Annotated in this window: 16 protein-coding genes and 1 tRNA gene; 9 read left to right on the top strand and 8 right to left on the bottom strand. The window is 71.2% G+C overall.

Annotated features, from left to right (window positions below; translation table 11 throughout):
- Positions 1-2 precede the first annotated feature (2 nt).
- Positions 3-3725, bottom strand: a complete 3723-nt coding sequence (gene metH, locus JHD21_RS07095; RefSeq protein WP_292672824.1) for a methionine synthase — start codon at positions 3723-3725, stop codon at positions 3-5.
- A gap of 146 nt (positions 3726-3871) precedes the next feature.
- On the opposite strand from metH, the gene JHD21_RS07090 reads away from it, so the two are divergent.
- Positions 3872-4720, top strand: a complete 849-nt coding sequence (locus JHD21_RS07090) for a PAC2 family protein (RefSeq protein ID WP_292672822.1) — start codon at positions 3872-3874, stop codon at positions 4718-4720.
- Between the two features lie 12 nt (positions 4721-4732).
- Here JHD21_RS07090 and mshC read toward each other — a convergent pair whose 3' ends face one another.
- From mshC to JHD21_RS07070, 4 genes are read right to left on the bottom strand one after another with little or no spacing between them, the layout of a single operon-like run.
- Positions 4733-5974, bottom strand: coding sequence for a cysteine--1-D-myo-inosityl 2-amino-2-deoxy-alpha-D-glucopyranoside ligase (gene mshC, locus JHD21_RS07085; RefSeq protein ID WP_292672820.1), 1242 nt, complete (start codon positions 5972-5974; stop codon positions 4733-4735).
- 24 nt (positions 5975-5998) lie between these two features.
- Positions 5999-6766, bottom strand: a complete 768-nt coding sequence (locus tag JHD21_RS07080) for an SCO1664 family protein (protein WP_292672819.1) — start codon at positions 6764-6766, stop codon at positions 5999-6001.
- A gap of 8 nt (positions 6767-6774) precedes the next feature.
- Complete coding sequence (locus JHD21_RS07075) at positions 6775-7353, bottom strand: DUF3090 domain-containing protein (RefSeq protein ID WP_292672817.1); 579 nt, start codon at positions 7351-7353, stop codon at positions 6775-6777.
- Between the two features lie 10 nt (positions 7354-7363).
- The gene (locus tag JHD21_RS07070; protein WP_292672815.1) at positions 7364-8086 is read right to left on the bottom strand and encodes an MSMEG_4193 family putative phosphomutase; all 723 of its coding nucleotides are present in this window, start codon (positions 8084-8086) and stop codon (positions 7364-7366) included.
- Between the two features lie 49 nt (positions 8087-8135).
- On the opposite strand from JHD21_RS07070, the gene corA reads away from it, so the two are divergent.
- A complete protein-coding gene (corA, locus tag JHD21_RS07065) occupies positions 8136-9116 on the top strand; it encodes a magnesium/cobalt transporter CorA (protein ID WP_292672813.1) in 981 nt (326 codons plus the stop codon).
- A gap of 251 nt (positions 9117-9367) precedes the next feature.
- On the opposite strand, the gene JHD21_RS07060 is transcribed toward corA, so the two are convergent.
- Entirely contained in the window at positions 9368-10192 is an 825-nt protein-coding gene (locus JHD21_RS07060; RefSeq protein ID WP_292672811.1) for an undecaprenyl-diphosphate phosphatase, read from the bottom strand.
- Between the two features lie 34 nt (positions 10193-10226).
- Between JHD21_RS07060 and JHD21_RS07055 the strand changes: the two genes are divergently transcribed.
- Positions 10227-11180, top strand: a complete 954-nt coding sequence (locus tag JHD21_RS07055; protein WP_292672810.1) for an aldo/keto reductase — start codon at positions 10227-10229, stop codon at positions 11178-11180.
- Positions 11177-11395 carry a DUF5703 family protein gene (locus JHD21_RS07050; protein WP_292672808.1) on the top strand — a complete coding sequence of 73 codons (219 nt, stop codon included), beginning with the start codon at positions 11177-11179 and terminating at the stop codon, positions 11393-11395. Before JHD21_RS07055 ends, JHD21_RS07050 begins: the two co-directional genes overlap by 4 nt.
- 21 nt (positions 11396-11416) lie before the next feature.
- On the opposite strand, the gene JHD21_RS07045 is transcribed toward JHD21_RS07050, so the two are convergent.
- Complete coding sequence (locus tag JHD21_RS07045) at positions 11417-12751, bottom strand: M20/M25/M40 family metallo-hydrolase (protein WP_292672807.1); 1335 nt, start codon at positions 12749-12751, stop codon at positions 11417-11419.
- Positions 12752-12850: 99 nt separating this feature from the next.
- Between JHD21_RS07045 and JHD21_RS07040 the strand changes: the two genes are divergently transcribed.
- The 4 genes from JHD21_RS07040 (at position 12851) to galK (ending at position 16511) form a co-directional block, all read left to right on the top strand.
- A tRNA-Leu gene (locus tag JHD21_RS07040) sits at positions 12851-12936 on the top strand.
- Positions 12937-13034: 98 nt separating this feature from the next.
- Positions 13035-14624, top strand: a complete 1590-nt coding sequence (locus JHD21_RS07035; RefSeq protein ID WP_292672805.1) for a sulfatase — start codon at positions 13035-13037, stop codon at positions 14622-14624.
- A gap of 172 nt (positions 14625-14796) precedes the next feature.
- On the top strand, positions 14797-15324 hold the full coding sequence (locus JHD21_RS07030) for a LysR substrate-binding domain-containing protein (protein ID WP_292672803.1): 528 nt from the start codon (positions 14797-14799) through the stop codon (positions 15322-15324).
- The gene (gene galK / locus JHD21_RS07025; RefSeq protein WP_292672801.1) at positions 15321-16511 is read left to right on the top strand and encodes a galactokinase; all 1191 of its coding nucleotides are present in this window, start codon (positions 15321-15323) and stop codon (positions 16509-16511) included. The genes JHD21_RS07030 and galK overlap by 4 nt, the downstream gene beginning before the upstream one ends.
- Positions 16512-16514: 3 nt before the next feature.
- Here galK and JHD21_RS07020 read toward each other — a convergent pair whose 3' ends face one another.
- Entirely contained in the window at positions 16515-17834 is a 1320-nt protein-coding gene (locus tag JHD21_RS07020) for a DUF2252 domain-containing protein (protein WP_292672799.1), read from the bottom strand.
- 115 nt (positions 17835-17949) lie between these two features.
- Between JHD21_RS07020 and JHD21_RS07015 the strand changes: the two genes are divergently transcribed.
- A partial coding sequence (locus JHD21_RS07015) for a hypothetical protein (RefSeq protein WP_292672797.1) occupies positions 17950-18170 on the top strand: 221 nt, incomplete at its 3' end.

The following is an 18170-nucleotide window of genomic DNA, read 5'->3' as shown; positions in this document are numbered from 1 at the left end:
ACCTAGTCCTCCGGGTCGTAGCCGAGGTTGGGCGAGAGCCAGCGCTCCGCCTCGGTCAGCGTCCAGCCCTTGCGCTCGGCGTAGTCGGCGACCTGGTCGCGGCCCAGCCGGCCGACCACGAAGTACTGCGACTCGGGGTGGCTGAAGTACCAGCCGGACACCGACGCCCCCGGCCACATGGCCATCGACTCGGTGAGCGTGATCCCGGTCGCGGCCTCGGCGTCGAGGAGCTGCCAGAGGGTGAGCTTCTCGGTGTGGTCGGGGCAGGCGGGGTAGCCCGGCGCCGGTCGGATCCCGGTGTACCTCTCGGCGACGAGGTCGTCCTTGGTCAGGGACTCGTCGGGCTGGTGGCCCCAGAACTCGGTGCGCACCCGCTCGTGGAGCCGCTCGGCGAACGCCTCGGCGAGCCGGTCCGCGAGCGACTCCAGCAGGATGGCGTTGTAGTCGTCGTGCTCGTCCTTGAACGCCTTGACCCGGTCGGGCAGCCCGATCCCCGCCGTCACCGCGAAGCCACCCACATGGTCGGCCGCGCCGGTCTCGTGGGGTGCCACGTAGTCGGCGAGCGACCGGTTGGGCACTCCCTCGCGGTGGACTCCCTGCTGCCGGAGGTGGTGCAGCGTCGCCACGACCTCGGTCCGGTCCTCGGTGTAGACGAGGGTGTCGTCGCCGTGGCCGGCCGCGGGGAAGATGCCGAACACGCCCCGCGCCGTCAGCCACTTCTCGGCGACGATCACGTCGAGCATCGCCTGGGCGTCGTCGTAGAGCTTGCGGGCGGTCTCGCCGCTGGTGGGGTTGTTGAGGATGTCCGGGAACTTGCCCTTCATCTCCCAGGCGTTGAAGAACGGCTGCCAGTCGATGTAGTCGCGCAGCTCACCGATGTCGTAGTCGTCGAGCACGTGCACGCCCGGCGCCTTCGGAGCGGGCGGGACGTAGCCCTCCCACTCGATGGGGGTGGCCGCGGCCTTGGCCTGCTCGTAGGTCAGCAGCTTGCGGTCGCCCTTGCCGGCGTGCCGGGTCCGCAGCGAGTCGTAGTCGGCCTTGATGTCCGCGAGCAGCTTGGGACGCTGGGCGTCGCTCAGCAGCGCGGCCAGCGTCGGCACCGAGCGGGAGGCGTCCTTGACCCAGACCACGGGTCCGTCGTACTTGCCGTCCACCTTGACCGCAGTGTGGGCGCGGGAGGTGGTGGCGCCCCCGATCATCAGGGGGATCTCGAAGCCGCGACGCTGCATCTCGGTGGCCACACCCACCATCTCGTCCAGCGACGGCGTGATCAGGCCGGACAGCCCGACGGCGTCGGCGCCGATCTCCTGCGCGGTGTCCAGGATCTTCTGGGTGGGCACCATCACCCCGAGGTCGATGACCTCGTAGTTGTTGCACTGGAGCACCACGCCCACGATGTTCTTCCCGATGTCGTGGACGTCGCCCTTGACCGTCGCCATCACGATCGTGCCGTTGGTGTCCTTGGCAGTGGCGTACTCGGGGTTGTCGAGCTTCTCCTGCTCGATGAAGGGGATGAGGTAGGCGACCGCCTTCTTCATCACGCGGGCCGACTTGACGACCTGGGGCAGGAACATCTTGCCGGCCCCGAACAGGTCGCCGACGACGTTCATGCCGTCCATCAGCGGGCCCTCGATCACCTCGATCGGACGACCGCCGCGCGCGGCGATCTCCTGCCGCAGCTCCTCGGTGTCGCTCTCCGCGTAGGCGTCGATGCCCTTCACGAGGGCGTGGGTGATCCGCTCACCGACGGGCAGCGAGCGCCACTCCTCGGCCTCCGCCTCGACGGCCTCGCCCTGCAGGTTGTGCGCCTCGGCGATCTCGAGGAGCCGCTCGGCGGCGTCCGGGCGGCGGTTGAGGATGACGTCCTCGATGCGCTCGCGCAGCTCGGGCTCGACCTGGTCGTAGACGACCAGGGCGCCGGCGTTGACGATGCCCATGTCCAGGCCGGCCTCGATCGCGTGGTAGAGGAACACCGCGTGGATCGCCTCGCGGACCGGGTTGTTGCCGCGGAAGGAGAAGCTCACGTTGGAGATGCCGCCCGAGACCTTGGCCCCCGGCAGGTTCTCCTTGATCCAGCGGGTCGCCTCGATGAAGTCCAGGCCGTAGGACGCGTGCTCCTCGATGCCCGTCGCGACGGCGAAGACGTTGGGGTCGAAGATGATGTCCTCGGGCGGGAAGCCGACCTCGTCGACGAGGATCCGGTAGGCCCGCTCGCAGATGGCCTTGCGCCGCTCGAGGTTGTCGGCCTGGCCGTCCTCGTCGAAGGCCATGACGACCGCGGCCGCGCCGTACTTGCGGCACAGCCGAGCCTGCTCGCGGAACTTCTCCTCGCCCTCCTTCATGGAGATCGAGTTGACGATCGGCTTGCCCTGGATGTTCTTGAGCCCGGCCTCGATGACCTCCCACTTCGAGGAGTCGACCATCACCGGCACCCGGCTGATGTCCGGCTCGCTCGCGACCAGCTTGGTGAACCGGTCCATGGCGGCGACGCCGTCGATCATCCCCTCGTCCATGTTGATGTCGATGACCTGCGCACCGTTCTCGACCTGCTGCGCGGCGACGGCCAGGGCGGCGTCGTAGTCGCCGTCCTTGATCAGGTTGCGGAACCGCGCGGAGCCGGTGATGTTGGTCCGCTCGCCGACGTTGACGAAGAGGCTGTCCTCGGTGATGGTGAACGGCTCGAGGCCGGCCAGGCGCATGGCGGGCTCGAGACCTTGCGGCTCCCGCCGCTCGCGGCCCTCGACGGCCTGGGCGATGGCGGCGATGTGGTCCGGCGTCGTGCCGCAGCAGCCCCCGACCAGGTTGACGAAGCCGGACTCGGCGAACTCGCGGATGAACGCCGCGGTCTCCTCGGGCGCCTCGTCGTACTCGCCGAAGGCGTTGGGCAGTCCGGCGTTGGGGTAGCAGGAGACGAACGAGTCGGCGATCCGGGACATCTCGGCGATGTACGGACGCATCTCCTTGGCGCCGAGCGCGCAGTTGAGACCGACGGCCAGGGGGTTGACGTGGCGGACCGAGTCCCAGAACGCCTCGGTGACCTGGCCCGACAGCGTGCGGCCGGAGGCGTCGGTGATGGTGCCGGAGATGACGACCGGCCAGCGCCGGCCGTACTCCTCGAAGACGGTCTCGACGGCGAAGATGGCGGCCTTGGCGTTGAGCGTGTCGAAGATCGTCTCGATGAACAGCAGGTCCGAGCCGCCCTCCAGGAGGCCGCGGGTGGCCTCGGCGTACGCCGCCACCAGCTGGTCGTAGGAGACGTTGCGGGCACCCGGGTCGTTGACGTCGGGCGAGATCGACGCGGTCCGGGTGGTCGGCCCGAGCGCCCCGGCGACGTACCTGGGCCGCTCCGCCGTCGAGAACTCGTCGGCGACATTCCGGGCCAGCCGAGCGGCCTCCAGGTTGAGCTCGTGGGCGAGCTCCTGCATGCCGTAGTCGGACAGGGAGATCGCGTTGGCGTTGAACGTGTTCGTCTCGAGGATGTCCGCACCGGCCTCGAGGTACTCCCGGTGGATGCCCGCGATGATGTCGGGCTGGGTGAGCGTCAGCAGGTCGTTGTTGCCCTGGAGGTCGCTCGGCCAGTCCGCGAACCGGTCGCCCCGGTAGCCCTCCTCGGACGGTCGGTCACGCTGGATCGCGGTGCCCATGGCGCCGTCGATGACCATGATCCGCTCGCGCAGGGTGGCCGTCAGCGCCTCGGTGGCGTCCGGCCTGAACGACGTGCTCACGATGGTCCCCTTCTCCTGCGCTCCTCGGGCGTTCTTCGAGACTAAGAACAGCGTCCGCGGACCGGACAGGATTCCCGAATGGTGACACCCGCCCGTGGCCCGATCTAAATCCTCGGTGCCACCACCACCGTCCCTAGACTTGCTGGGTGATCGAGATCGAGGACGTGCCCGGGCTGGTGGATCCCGTCGTGATCGCGGCGTTCGAGGGCTGGAACGACGCGGCGGACGCCGCCTCCTCGGTGGTCGACCACCTGATGACGGTCTGGTCGGCGCGGGTGGTCGGCACGATCGACCCCGACGAGTTCTACGACTTCCAGGTCAACCGTCCCTACGTCGGTGCCGACGCCTCCGGCCACCGCCGGATCCAGTGGCCCGGTACCCAGATCGCCGTCGCGTCGCCTCCGGACCTCGACCGGGACGTGATCCTCATCCGCGGCATCGAGCCGAACATGCGCTGGCGGCTGTTCTGTGCCGAGCTGCTGGCGGCCTGCGACGACCTCGGCGGCAACCTCGTGGTGACCCTGGGGGCGCTCCTCGCCGACACCCCGCACACCCGGCCGATCCCCGTCACCGGGACCGCGTCCGAGCCGGAGCTGGTCGACCGGCTCAAGCTCGAGCAGTCGACCTACGAGGGCCCGACCGGCATCGTCGGCGTGTTCCAGGACGCGTGCCTGCGACTCGACATCCCGGCGGTCTCCTACTGGGCGGCCGTCCCCCACTACGTCGCCCAGCCGCCCTGCCCGAAGGCGACGCTGGCGCTGCTGGGCCAGCTCGAGGACCTGCTCGAGTGCAGCATCCCGCTCGGCGACCTCCCCGAGGACGCCCGCGCCTGGGAGCGCGGCGTCGACGAGCTGGCCGAGGAGGACGAGGACGTCGCCGACTACGTGCGCTCCCTGGAGGAGACCCGCGACACCGCCGACCTCCCCGAGGCGTCCGGTGAGGCCATCGCGCGGGAGTTCGAGCGGTTCCTGAAGCGGCGCGAGGGCGAGGAGTAGCCAGGACACGCCCTAGAGCGCCAGCCCCAGCGCCGCGTCCAGCAGCGAGTGCATCGTGAGCGCCGCGTCCGGGTCGGAGTTGTCCGCCAGGTGCCCGGTGGCGCCCAGGGTCGCGTCGACCCACGCCTGGACGGCGGCGACCGCTCTCGGTGCGTCCAGGTCGGCGGCCATCGCGGCCAGCACCTCGGTCACGACCGGCGCCGCGGGGGCCCCGGAGCCGAGGGACAAGGCGCGGCGCCAGGACGCCAGGGTGTCGACGGCGTCCCAGAGGTCGGCGTCGAGCCACTCCCAGTCCGACCGGTAGTGGTGGCGCAGCAGGGCCAGCCGGATCGCCATCGGGTCGACGTCGCTGTTGCGAAGCGCGGACACGAAGACCAGGTTGCCGAGCGACTTGGACATCTTCTCGCCGTCGTAGGCGACCATCCCGGCGTGCGCGTAGACCTTGGCGAACCGGGCGGTCGGGTCCGCGACGTGCGCGTGCCCGGCGCACATCTCGTGGTGCGGGAAGACCAGGTCGCTGCCGCCTGCCTGGACGTCGAAGGTCGCCCCCAGGTACTCCTGCGCGATCGCCGTGCACTCGATGTGCCAGCCCGGGCGCCCAGGCCCGAACGGGCTGTCCCAGCTCGGCTCGCCGTCCCGCGGTCCGCGCCAGACGACGCAGTCCAACGGGTCCTTCTTGCCGGGCCGGTCCGGGTCGCCACCACGCTCCGGGTAGATCTCGAGCATCCGGTCCCTGGTGAGACCGGACTCCGCGCCGAACGCCGGGTCCGCGGTCACCGAGAAGTAGAGGTCGTCCTCGACCTTGTAGACCGAGCCGGCGGCCTGCAGCCGCTCGATGAGGGTGACGACCAGCGGGATCGACTCGACGGCGCCGATGTAGTTGTCCGGTGCGAGCACCCGTAGCGCCGCCATGTCCTGGCGGAACAGCTCGGTCTCCCGCTCGGCGAGCTCGCGCCAGTCCACGTGCACCCGCTCGGCGCGCTCGAGGAGCGGGTCGTCGACGTCGGTGACGTTCTGGACGTACGAGACCTCGTGGCCCGCGTTGCGCCACGCCCGGTTGAGCAGGTCGAAGGCGACGTAGGTGGCCGCGTGACCCATGTGGGTGGCGTCGTACGGCGTGATGCCGCAAACGTAGAGCCGCGCGGGACCGTCGGGCTCGGTGGTGACCAGTCCCCCGGTCGGCGTGTCGTGCAGCGCGACGGGCGGGCCCGTCTCGGTCAGTCCCGGGACGTCCGGAGAGGGCCAGGCACGCATGAAAGCGAGCCTAGTGGGGGCTGGTCAAAAGGGTGGCCACGGGATCGCTGGGTAGTCGCCCCGCGGGTGCGGGAGAACCCCGTGGTCGGCAAGCCGGGCGCACCGGCGAGCCAGGGCGTCCACCTCGCGCGGCGTGAGGTGCTGAGCAAGGGTCTCGCCCAGCTCGGCGAGGACGGCGGCGCGGAGGTCGGCCAGGACCACGACCTCGTCGTTGGTCAGCGGCTCGCCCGCCCAGCCCCACAGGACGGTGCGGAGCTTGGCCTCGGCGTGCAGCGACACGCCGTGGTCGACGCCGTACCGGTGTCCGTCGGGCATCTCCAGGACGTGCCCGCCCTTGCGGTCGGCGTTGTTGACGACCGCGTCGAAGACGGCCATCCGGCGCAGCGGGGCGGTGTCCTCGTGGATCAGCGAGATGGGGCGGTCGTGGCCGTCGATGCCGTCGAAGACGTGCCGCCAGCCGTCCGGGACCTGGCCCTCCGGCACCAGGGTGACCGCCTCCTGCTCGGGATCCGGCTCCTGCCAGACCTGCACCATGCCGACGCCGTGCGGCCCGTCCCGGAGCCAGGTCTGCGGGACCACGTCCCAGCCCATCGCCTCCGAGACCAGGTAGGCCGCCACCTCGCGGTCCGCGAGGGTGCCGTGCGGGAAGTCCCACAGCGGCCTCTCGCCCGACACCGGCTTGTAGACGACCCGCACCTCACCGATCTGGCCGAGGAACGTCGCGTTGGAGGCCGGCATGATCCGCCCGTGCAGGACGAGCTCGTCCTCGAGCAGGGCGCCGGTGGGGGCCATCGGTGCGCCTAGGGATCCCGGCGGCGGAACCCGTTGGCCCGCACGCAGAGGTGGCCGTCGGGGTCGATCGGGCCACCGCAGAAGGGGCAGGTCGGACGGCCGGCCTCGACCACCCGCTCGGCGCGCTTGACGAACGCCCGGGCGGTGCCGGCGTCCAGGCGGACTAGGAGGATCTCGTCGGGCTCGGGCTCCTCGAAGTCCTCCTCGACCTGCTCGGGCGAGACGACGGCCGCCTCGGTGAACGGGAACACCTCGATCACCACCCGCTCGTCGTCGGGGTCCCACGACAGGGTCATCGTCCCGGCCCGGAACTCCTCCTCGATCGGCTGCTCGAGCGGGTCGGAGTCCTCGAGGTCCAGCGGCGCGAGCGCGGGCACGATCCCCTCGGTGCTGCGGCTGCTCATGACCTCGTCCAGCAGCTGGTCGACCCGTTCGGCCAGCGCGACCACCTGCTGCTTCTCCAGGGAGACGCTGACGATGCGGCTGCCGCTGCGGGCCTGGAGGAAGAAGGTGCGCTGTCCGGGCGGGCCGACGGTGCCGGTGACGAAGCGCTCCGGCGGGTCGAAGCCGTGGATCAGCGGTGCCATGTGGTTCACCCTATGAGGCGGCTGGGGACGGGCCCGCTCCCCCGCCCACCGCTGCGTCGGCGGCGGCCTTGCGGGAGCGCCGCCTCTTCGCCGGGGGTGGCGCGAGCCAGGACAGGTCGCCGGCGTGGGTGTTGCTGGCCAGCACGAACGGCCGGGTCGACGTGTAGCGGATGATCGAGACGGACCCCGGGTCCACGTGCAGGCGCTGGAAGAGGTCGAGGTGCATGCCCAGCGCGTCGGCCAGCACCGCCTTGATGATGTCGCCGTGGCTCACGGCGACCCACACCGCGCCGGCGCCGTGCTCCGCCTCGATGACGGCGTCGCGGCGGCGTACCGCGGCGACGGCGCGCGCCTGCATCGCCGTCAGGGACTCGCCCCCGGGGAAGACGGCCGCCGACGGCTGCGTCTGGACGGTCTTCCACAGGGGTTCCTTGGCCAGCGCCGCGAGGGTGCGCCCCTGCCACTCGCCGTAGTCGCACTCGGTGAGGCCCTTGTCCGTGAGCCGGGCGGGCCTGCCCTGCTGGGCGGCGGCGACCGCGGCGGCCGTCTGCTTGCAGCGCTCCAGCGGGCTGCTGACGACGGCGACCAGTGGGACGGCAGCGAGCCGCTCGCCCGTGGCGGCGGCCTGGGTCCGACCCGCGTCGTCGAGCGAGACGCCCGCGGTGCGCCCGGCCAGGACCCCGGAGGCGTTGGCGGTCGTCCGGCCGTGCCGCACCAGGATCACCGTCGCCATGCCGGGAACAGTAACGATCCGGGCCAGCCTCGCCTCTACTCTCGGTGGTGTGATCGTCGACGGCGCGCTCTACCGCCAGGGGCAGCGGCTCGAGGTCGACTGCGAGATCTCGGACTTCGACACCCTGCGCTCGCACGCCACGGAGGCCGGCGACTTCGTCTGGGTCGGTCTCTACAAGCCGACCGAGGACGAGCTGGCCGAGGTCGCCAAGTCGTTCGGCCTCCACCACCTCGCGGTGGAGGACGCCGTCCAGGCCCACCAGCGGCCGAAGCTGGAGCGGTACGACGACAACCTCTTCCTGGTGCTCAAGACGCTCTGGTACGTCGACGAGCAGGACGCGGTCGAGACCGGCGAGATCAGCATGTTCCTCGGACAGGACTTCGTGGTCACCGTCCGGCACGGCCAGGGATCCCAGCTCCAGACGGCCAGGTCCTTCCTCGAGTCCCGGGAGAGCGTGCTCACCCACGGCCCCTCGGCCGTCGTCTACGCGGTGTGCGACACGGTGGTCGACGGTTACGTCGCGGTGGTCGACGAGCTCCAGGTCGACGTGGACGAGGTGGAGGAGTCGGTGTTCTCCCCGGCCCGCACCAACGACTCGATCCGGATCTACACCCTCAAGCGCGAGATCGCCGAGGTCCGCCGGGCCGTGATGCCGCTCCGGGAACCGATGCGGCGGTTCGCCGAGGGCCGGGTCGGCGGCGTCGAGAAGGAGGCGGCGCCGTTCTTCCGCGACGTCTACGACCACCTCAACCAGGCCGCGGACGTCGTCGAGACCCTCGACAGCCTGTTGTCCACGGCGTTCGACGCCCACCTGGCCCGGATCTCGGTGCAGCAGAACGACGACATGCGCAAGATCTCCGCCGGCATCGGCCTGGTCGCGACCCCGACCCTGATCGCCGGCGTCTACGGCATGAACTTCGACCACATGCCCGAGCTCGGGTGGCTGCTCGGCTACCCGTTCGCGGTGCTCCTCATGGTGCTGTCGTCGACGGCGCTCTGGGTGGTGTTCAAGAAGTCGGGCTGGTTGTAGGCGAGGTTTCTTGGGGTGGGCGTGGCGGCCGCGGGCATACCACCCCGGTGCTCGCGACACAGTTCGCACGATCCAGCCACGGCTCCAGGCTCAGCCCCGGCCCGGCCAGCGCGAACAGTGTCGCGAAGCTGGTCCCAGCCACCTCAGTCGTCCCCGCCGTCTCACCGGTCACCGCTTCAGTCACCGGTGGTGCCCGCGCATGTGGGCGCGCCTGCTACGCGCGCGGGCACCACGCCCAACGCCAAGAACGTCTACGCGCTGAGGACACCCAGGCCCAGCAGCACGAACGTCCCGGCACCCAGCGCCACCCGGTAGAGGACGAACGGCGTGTAGGACCTCGTGGAGACGTAGCGCAGCAGCCAGGCGATGGCGGCGTACCCGACGACGAACGACACGACGGTCGCGATGATCGTGGGTCCCCAGCCGTAGTCGTTGTCCCCGGAGCTGATCTCCGGGAGCTCGAAGAGACCGGCGCCGACGACCGCCGGGATGGCCAGGAGGAACGCGTAGCGGGTGGCGGCCTCGCGGTCGTAGCCGAGGAAGCGGCCCATCGACAGGGTCGCGCCGGACCGCGAGACCCCGGGCACCAGGGCGCACGCCTGCGCCAGACCCATGAGGACCGCGTGCTGGAGGTGCATCTCCTTGATCTGCCGCTCGGTGGAGCCCACTCGGTCGGCGACCCCGAGGACGACCCCGAAGACGACCAGGGTGCCGGCGATCAGCCAGAGGCTGCGGAAGTCGCGCTCGATGACGTCCTTGAGCAGGACGCCCAGCACCACGATGGGCAGCGACCCGACGATCACGTACCAGCCCATCCGGGCGTCGAGATGCCCCCGGTACTCCGGACGGAACAAGGACCGCGTCCACGTCGACACGATCCGCCAGATGTCGTTGCGGAAGTAGATCAGCACCGCGAGCTCGGTGCCGATCTGGATCACCGCGGTGAACGCCGCGCCCGGGTCGCCCCAGCCGAACAGCTCCGGGTAGATCCGCAGGTGGGCGCTGCTGGAGATCGGCAGGAACTCCGTCAGGCCCTGGATGAGACCCAGCACCACGGCCTTCAGCACGTCCTCCACGAGTCTGAACACTAGGGCGGTTACGGTTTCCGCCATGCAGCGGAGGGCTCTCGGACGGACCGGCCTGCGGGTCTCACGGCTGGGGCTCGGCACGATGACCTGGGGTGGGGACACCGACGAGCACGAGGCGCGCGAGCAGCTGACGGCCTTCCTGGGGGCCGGGGGAAACCTGGTCGACACCGCGGCCGGCTACACCGACGGCCGCTCGGAGGAGCTGCTGGGATCGCTGCTCGGGTCGGCCGTCCCCCGCGACGAGGTCGTGGTCGCCACCAAGGCCGGCATCTCGCGGCGGACCGGGACCCGGGTGCTCGACACCTCACGCGGGAGCCTGCTCGCCACGCTGGACGCGTCGCTGAAGCGGCTCGGGGTCGACCACGTCGACCTGTGGCAGGTCCACGTCTGGTCCGACGAGACGCCCGTCGAGGAGACCCTCGGCGCGATCGACTTCGCGGTGAGCACCGGTCGGACGGCGTACGCCGGCATCTCCAACTACAACGGGTGGCAGACCGGCCAGGCCGCGACCTGGCAGCGAGCCGTGCCGGGACGCGCGCCGCTGGCGTCGACCCAGGTGGAGTACTCGCTGGTCAACCGCAAGGTGGAGCAGGAGGTGCTGCCTGCGGCCCGGGCGCTCGGTCTCGGCGTGCTGCCCTGGTCCCCCCTCGGCCGCGGTGTCCTCACCGGCAAGTACCGAGCCGGCACGCCGTCGGACTCCCGTGGGGCGTCGCGGATCTTCGGGAACTTCGTCGACGCCTACCTCGACGACCGGGGTCGTGGGATCGTCGAGGCGACCGCCAAAGCCGCCGACGGTCTCGGCTGGACCCCGCTCCAGGTCGCCCTCGTCTGGGTGCGCGACCGGCCCGGGGTGACCTCACCGATCGTCGGTGCCCGCACCTCGGCGCAGCTCACCGACGCGCTCGAGATCGAGGACAAGACGCTGCCGGAGGAGATCGCCTCGGCGCTCGATGACGTGTCAGGAGGCTCGTGGTGAGCAGCCGCGCGAGCGTCTCCCGTACTCCCCGGGTCGAGTGGGAGTTCGACAAGGTCGTCTTCGACCGTGAGTTCCCCCGCAACGTGGTCACCAAGCTGCTCGTCGAGCGCGCCGAGCACGGCGGCTGGGAGCTCGACCGGGTCCGGATCGGCAACGACGGCGTCCGCCGGGTGGTGCTGCGCCGGAAGATCATCCGGGCCGTCAGGACCGCTTGACCCGGTCCACGCGGGGTCTTCTCAGATCTCATCCAGGAAGCGGTCGAGCACCCGTGCGCCGAACTCCAGCGCGTCGGTCGGCACCCGCTCGTCGACGCCGTGGAACAGCGCCGTGAAGTCGAGGTCGGCGGGGAGCCGCAACGGGGCGAAGCCGTAGGACCGCAGCCCCGGCAGGTCCCGGAAGTGCTTGGCGTCGGTCCCGCCGCTCATCAGGTAGGGCGCGACGATGCCGTCGGGGTCCTCGGCGAGGATGCTGCGCTCCATCGACGCGACCAGCGCACCGTCGTACGGCGTCTCCCACGGCTGCTGCCAGCTCAGGGCGTCGATGGTGATCCCCTCGCCGACCAGCTCCTCGAGGGTGGCCCGGAACTCGTCCTCGTAGCCCGGCAGGAACCGGCCGTCGACGTACGCCGACGCCTCGGTCGGGACGACGTTGACCTTGTAGCCGGCCTGCAGCATCGTCGGCTGGAGGGTGTTGCTGATGACCGCGCCGAGCATCCGGGCGGCGCCGCCGAACTCCTGGACCAGGTCGGGGGCGTTGTCCGGGGTGACCTCCGTGCCGGCGAGATCGCCGACCGTCGCCAGCAGGACCTCCATCGTCGGCGTGAGCCGCACCGGCCACTCGTAGGCGCCGATCCTGGCCACCGCCGCACCGAGGCGGGCCACGGCGTTGTCCGGGTTGATCATCGAACCGTGCCCGGCGGTGCCGCGGGCGGTGAGCTTGAGCCAGGCCATGCCCTTCTCGGCCGCCTCGATCAGGTAGAGCCGGCGGCCGCGGACCGTCGTGCTGAAGCCGCCGACCTCGCCGACGGCCTCGGTGCAGCCCTCGAGCTCCTCACGGTGCCGCCTGACCAGGACCTCGGCGCCGAGGTGGCCGCCCGCCTCCTCGTCGGCGGTGAAGCAGAGGACCACCGGCCGGTCAGGGACCCGGCCGGTGCGCTGGCGGTGCCGCACCACCGAGAGCAGCATCGCGTCGAAGTCCTTCATGTCGACGGTGCCCCGGCCCCACAGATAGCCGTCCTGGATCTCACCGGCGAAGGGGTCGACCTGCCAGTCCTCCGCGGCGGCCGGCACCACGTCGAGGTGACCGTGCAGCAGCAGGGCGTCGCCGTCGGACGGTCCCCAGTGCGCCACGAGTGACGTGCGGCCAGGCTCGGACTCGTACAGCCGGGACTCGATGCCCACCTCGTCGAGGAGGGCGGCGACGTACTCGGCCGCCTTGCGCTCCCCCGGCCCCGAGTCGTCCCCGTAGTTGCTGGTGTCGATGCGGATGAGCTCGCGGCAGAGGTCCACGACCTCGGCGTCGACGCTCCCGGCAGCGCTCCCGTCGGCGGTCCCGGCGGCGGTCTCGGACATACGGCCCAGCATGTCATCCGCCCTTGTCGGGGCCGCCATCCCGGCCGGTCCACCGATGCGAGGATCGCCCCTCTGCTTTGCTAGGGTTTCGGCGCACTCGTCCGGGTGGCGGAATTGGCAGACGCGCTAGCTTGAGGTGCTAGTGCCCTTTAACGGGCGTGGGGGTTCAAGTCCCCCCTCGGACACCGAACCGGACCCGCAGGCCTCATGACCTGCGGGTTCTTGGCTGCACGACGGAGACCTGACGAAGAGCTGACGACGACCGGCGGGGAGTGGAGCGCACGTGGCGAGGGGACGGTCGGCCGCGCTCGGGCTCGTGGTGCTGGCGGTCCTCCTCGCGCTGGTCGGCGGCACCCACTGGCCCGGCGTGGCTGCGCTCCAGTCGGCGGTGGAGTCCCCCGATCCCACGGAGCGGGCGGCCCGGCCCAACGTCGTGATGATCGTGGCCGACGACCTGGACAAGAAGCTGCTCCGGTGGATGCCCCAGACCCGGAGGCTGGTCGCGGACCAGGGCGCGTCCTTCGACCGCTACTACGTCGAGCAGTCGACCTGCTGCACCTCGCGGGCGAGCATCCTGTCCGGGGAGTACACCCACAACCACGGCGTGCGCGGCAACCACCACCCGGCGGGCGGGTTCTTCCGGTGGCACGAGGGACGCGAGTCGGAGGCGTTGCCCACCTGGCTGGAGTCCAACGGCTACCGCAGCGCCCTCCTCGGCAAGTACCTCAACGAGTACCCCTACCCGGGCGGCTACGACGGCACGGACGCCGAGAAGAGGGCGCTCGAGGAGTTCGTCCCGCCCGGCTGGCAGTCCTGGTTCAGCCCCGTGGGCGGGACGCCGTACCGCCAGCGTGACGCCGTCGTCAACGTCAACGGTGTCGTGGACGAGGCGCCGCGCACCGAGTTCCTCGACCAGGTCATGGGAGACAGGTTGCTCGACCTGGTCGACGGCCTGGACGGGATGGACCTGCGCGACGGCGGCAGGTTCGTCTACTACTCGTCCTACGCCCCCCACGCCCCGTACGCCGCGCCTGAGGACCTCGCCAGCCAGTTCAGCGACGTCCGCTACCCCCGGACTCCGGGCTTCGACGAGGCCGACGTCGGCGACAAGTACGGCGTGAGCGGCACCCGCCCGCGACTCACCGCCGCGAAGAAGGCCGAGATCGACGAGGCCTTCCGGCAGCGGATCCGGGCGGTGCAGGTCCTCGACGCCAACGTCGGAGCCCTGGTCCGGCGGTTGGAGGCGCAGGGCACCCTCGACGACACCTACATCGTGTTCACGTCCGACAACGGCTACAACATGGGCGAGCACCGCCTCGACATCGCCAAGTACAACCACTTCGAGGAGACCGTCAGCGTGCCGCTCCTGGTGCGCGGCCCGGGCATCGAGCCCGGCACCCGGATCAGCGAGCTGGCCGGCAACATCGACCTCGCGCCGACCGTCGCCGACATGACCGGCACGACGGCACCCGCCCGGGTCGACGGCGTGTCGCTCCTGCCGCTGCTCCGGGGCGAGGCGACCCGCCTCCCCCGCGAGCACCTCCTCCTCAGCCGAGGTCTGATCCCGCTGGAGAAGGAGGCGCTCAGCGCGGTCGAGGAGTACCCCGAGACCGTCGTCGAGAGCCCACGCCGCGCGCGGCTGTCGGACTTCAACGCCGTGGTCACCGAACGCTGGAAGCTGGTCGACTACATCAACAGCGACCGCGAGGAGCTCTACGACCTGAGGCACGACCCGGACGAGCTCACCAACCTGATGGTCGGTGGGTGGCAGTCGCTGCGGCTGATGCCGCCCTGGCAGCGGGACCTGGTCCGCGACCTGCGCCGGACGCTCCGCGAGCTGCTGGACTGCGAAGCAGCCGGCTGCCGCCTGTAACACTCCAGTGCCCCGGGGTAGGGCTGCGAGTGCGCTTCGCGCACTCATGACACGCCCCTCGCTGCGTGCCGTCGCTCGATGATGAGCCGACAGCGTCGTCGCTCCGGCGCCTTACGATGCACGCACCCTGAACACGCCAAGTCCACCCGTACCCCTACCCCGGGACACTGCCATGACCTTCACCCTCGGCTTCGTCACCGGGGCGACGCCCGACAAGTGGGCCCGGGTGTGGCGGGAGCGGTCGCGGGAGCGGCTCGAGCTGGTGCCCGTCACCGAGCATGACCAGCTCGACGGCGTGCGCGACGGGACGCAGTCGATGGCCCTGGTGCGCCTGCCCGTCGACCGCGAGGGGCTGCACCTCATCCCGCTCTACGAGGAGCTGCCGGTCGCCGTCATGAGCATCGACAACACCCTGACGCTCCTCGACGAGGTGACCGAGGCCGATCTCGAGGACGAGCACCAGGCCTGGGGCGACCTCGCGATGGCCGATGTCGTCGCAACGATCGCCGCGGGCACGGGCGTCGTGGTGGTGCCGATGTCGGTGGCCCGCCTGCACCACCGCAAGGACGTGACCTACCGGACGGTGACCGACCTGCCGCCGACGACCATCGGTCTGGCCTGGCGGGTGGACGACGAGGACGAGCGGGTCCAGACGTTCATCGGCATCGTCCGCGGCCGCAGCGAGCGCAGCTCCCGATGACGTACGTCGCCCCCGGGGATCCGCACGAGCTCGCCAGGTCCGTCCGGGCCGGGTTCGCCGACCACTACGGGCGCGAGGCGAGCGTGGTCGGCCGGGCGCCGGGGCGGGTGAACCTGATGGGCGAGCACACCGACTACAACCACGGCCTCGTCCTGCCGGTCGCCCTGCCGCACGCGACGTACGCCGCGGCGCGGCTCCGCGACGACCCGGCGGACGGGCTGGTGCGCGTCGCCAGCGCCCAGCAGGCCGAGCCCTGGGAGGGGCAGCTCGCCGCGGTCGGGCCCGGCACGGTCGATGGCTGGGCGGCGTACGCCGCGGGCATGGTCTGGGCGCTGCACGAGCGCGGGCACGAGATCCCGGGGGTGGACCTCTACGTCGACAGCACCGTCCCCCTGGGCGCGGGGCTCTCGAGCTCGGCCGCGCTCGAGTGCTCGGTCGGGGTCGCCGTGGCCGTCGCGCTCGGTCTCCCGCTGACCCCGGAGCTCCGGCGCGACCTGGTGTCCGCCGGCATGGCCGCCGAGACCGAGATCGTGGGCGCGCCGACCGGAGGCATGGACCAGACCATCGCCATGCTCGGCGAGGCGGGCGCCGCGCTCGTCATCGACTTCGACCTGCCCGAGGACCGGGGCCGGAGCACCCAGGTCCGGCTGGGTCTTGCCAGACACAGCCTCCTGGTGACCGACACCCGCGTCTCGCACGCTCTGGTCGACGGCGGCTACGGGCAGCGGCGCGCCGACTGCGAGGAGGCGGCGGCGGTGCTGGGCCTCTCCTCGCTCAGGGACGCCGACCTCGACGCGGTCGCGCGCATCGCCGACGACCGGGTCCGCCGGCGCGCCCGGCACGTCGTCACCGAGATCGCGCGGGTCAGGGAGTGCGTCGACGCGCTGGCCGCAGGTGACCTCGACTCCCTGGGGAGGCTCTTCGCCGACTCGCACCTCTCCATGCGCGACGACTTCGAGATCTCGTGTCCGGAGCTCGACGTCGCGGTGGCGGTCGCGGTCGAGGCCGGCGCCGTGGCCGCCAGGATGACCGGCGGCGGCTTCGGCGGCTCCAGCGTCGCCGTCGTTCCCGACGAACGGGTCGACGCGGTCGCCCGGGCGATCGACGCGGCGTTCGCCCTCGAGGGCTTCACGCCGCCGGGACACCTGCGTGCCGAGCCGTCGCCAGGAGCCGGTCTCGAGGGCTGAGGTCTAGGTCGCCGTGATCCCCACGTGGCCGGCCCGGAACGCGTCCACGAACAGGGCATGGTCGGTGCGGACCTGCTCCGCGTAGGTGATGCCGAACTCCGTCACCCACGCCACCAGGTCCTCGTCGCTGCCCGCCAGTGACTCGGTGATCGCGTGCTCGACCTGGAAGTCCACCAGGTCCTGGTCGCTGTCCTCGTCGGAGGCACAGTGGATCTTCGCGGTCGCCTTGCCTAGGAGCCCGACGACGTGGTCGATGTCGTCCGGGTGCGTGAGCCCGCTCCAGTCGAGGTCGACCTCGTAGGGGGACACCTCCGACACGACGTAGCCGACGCCGTCCAGCTCGGTGTAGCCGAGCAACGGGTCCGTGTGCACCTGGAGGGCCCGCTGGCTGACCACGGTCCGGTGGCCCTCGTTGCGGAAGTAGCCCTCGACCGTCCCGCTGTCCACGAAGCGGCTCACGGCGGGCACGTTGGCCTGCTTCATCGAGAGGACCACGTCGTTGTCGAGGGCCTGGCTGACGCCCTCGATGAGGATGTTGTACGCCGGCAGCCCGGCCGAGCCGATGCCGAAGCCGCTCTTGCCGACGACGTCGCGCAGGTCGTAGAACAGGTCGCGGTTCCACCGCTTCTGCTCCGGGATCGTGTCCAGGTACTCCTCGTACGCGGCCACGACCTTCCTGCGCTCGCGCCGGCCGAGCCGGCGCATGCTCGGGTCCTCGCGGAACATCCGGGTGCCGTCGACCCGGTGGGTCACCGCATCGAGCTGCTCCGCCCTGGTCCGCTGCCGGGCGTGCACGAGCGCGTCGTGGACGGGGCCGTCGGTGTTGTGGAGCTGCAGCGCGAAGTCGTCGACGTCGGTGCCGCAGTACTCGTCCACCTGTGCCAGGTAGGCCTCGAGGTAACGACGCAGCAGTGCGCGGACGACCGGCTCCGGCAGGGCCTTCTGCCACCCCGTGAGCGCCAGCGAGGCCGCGAACCGCTGCAGGTCCCACGTGTAGCGGCCCAGGTAGGCCTCGTCGAAGTCGTTCACGTCGAAGACGAGCCTCCCGTCGGCGTTGAGGTAGGTGCCGAAGTTCTCCACGTGCAGGTCCCCATGGATCCAGATCCGGCCGCTCCGCTCGTCGGTGAACGGGTCGTCATGCCCGGTGACATCGGCGTAGAACAGGCAGGCGCTACCCCGGTAGAAGGCATGGGGGTCGGCGGCCATGGTGCGGAACTTGTGGCGGAACGCGTCGGCGTCAGCCTCCATGAGCGGCGCGAAGGCGTCCTCGAGCGTCCGCACGATGACCTCGGTGCGCTCCGCTCCCCCGCCGTCAGGCTCCATCGGGACACCCCGCTTGCCCGTTCCGGTTGCCGCGCACGATGGTGGGGTACCCCGTGAGGGGCCGACGCACCGAGCCGACCGGCCCGACGTGCTTCCGGACCGAAAGGACCCACCCGTGCCCAAGAACCCCCTCGGGAAGATCAAGAACGCCGCCGACGCCGCCGTCAGCACCGCCGTCAGCACGGCGGTCGGCACCGCTGTGTCCGCGGCCGGAGCGGTGGGCGCGGTGGCCGCCAAGGTGCCCGTCCCCGGCCGGGGCAAGCAGGCACCGGCGCCCGAGCCGCCGAGCCCCCGGGCCGTCCGCCAGGAGGCGGAGATCAAGGTCCACGGCGATCC

Source organism: Nocardioides sp. (genome assembly GCF_016462705.1).
Lineage (GTDB): Bacteria > Actinomycetota > Actinomycetes > Propionibacteriales > Nocardioidaceae > Nocardioides.
Note: the sequence above shows the minus strand (reverse complement) of the source record. Positions and strands in the feature narration are given on the sequence as shown.